A 1,098-nucleotide genomic window follows, 5' to 3' on the forward strand; every position below is an offset into this window, starting at 1 on the left:
TTTACCATTATTATCTTCTCTGGAGCGTGACCGCTTACTTATTGAATGGAATGATACATCTGCGGCTTATGCATCAGACAAGTGTTTGCATACTTTATTTGAAGAGCAAGCCAGCCGCACTCCAGATAACATTGCTGTCGTTTATGAGGGTAGTGAACTTAGTTATGCTGAGTTAAACAAGCGGAGTAATCAGCTTGCACATTACCTGATTGAGCAGGGAGTTAAGCCAGATAGTCTAGTGGGTCTTTGCCTTGACCGCTCTCTTGAGATGGTTGTCGGTATTATGGGAATACTTAAGGCTGGTGGTGCTTATGTTCCGCTGGATCCTGATTATCCGGAGGACCGCCTTCGGTTTATGCTTGATGATACACAAGCTCACATAGTTATTGGTCAGGCTTCTATAGCGACTGATCTATCATTGTTTGATGAGCGTTGTCAGGATCGCCCTGAGCTGGTGCTTCTCGATGAGCCAGAGCAGCTTGAGGCGTTGTCATTTTACCCTGAGACTAACCCTGATACTTCGGCTTTGGGGATATGCTCCGACCACCTCGCTTATGTGATCTATACCTCAGGCTCTACAGGAAAGCCCAAAGGTGTATGTGTCGAACATAAAAGTGTTGGTAATAGGTTGCTATGGATGCAACGACAATACCCCTTGAGCGATAAGGATATTATTTTACAAAAAACACCATACTCTTTTGATGTTTCTGTTTGGGAGTTCTTCTGGTTTTTCCTATCTGGTGCAAAATTGACTGTGGCCCGTTCTGGTCAACATTGGGATACAGATTACTTGAGTTCCGTCATCTCCAGCGAGGGTGTTACGGTATTGCACTTTGTTCCACCTATGCTTGGGGCATTCTTATCTAATGTAGATTTGAAGTCTTTGAGCTCATTACGACACATTTTTTGCAGCGGAGAAGCCCTCAATCCCAGCTATATGCATGCTGTTTTAGAAAGTGGTCATTCTACCCAGATACATAATCTTTATGGCCCTACAGAAGCATCAATTGACGTTAGTTACTGGGATGGGACTATATGTTTGTCGGATCATTCCACGGTTCCAATAGGCCGTCCCATATCGAATACACAGCTTTATGT

1 protein-coding gene is annotated in these 1,098 nt (G+C 44.1%); it reads left to right on the forward strand.

Annotated elements, in window-relative coordinates:
* The coding region (locus OEU88_RS17600; protein WP_262696520.1) for a non-ribosomal peptide synthetase at positions 1-1,098 on the forward strand (1,098 nt) is incomplete at both ends.

This window comes from Kordiimonas aquimaris (assembly GCF_025574485.1).
In the GTDB taxonomy this organism is placed as follows: Bacteria; Pseudomonadota; Alphaproteobacteria; order Sphingomonadales; family Kordiimonadaceae; genus Kordiimonas; species Kordiimonas aquimaris.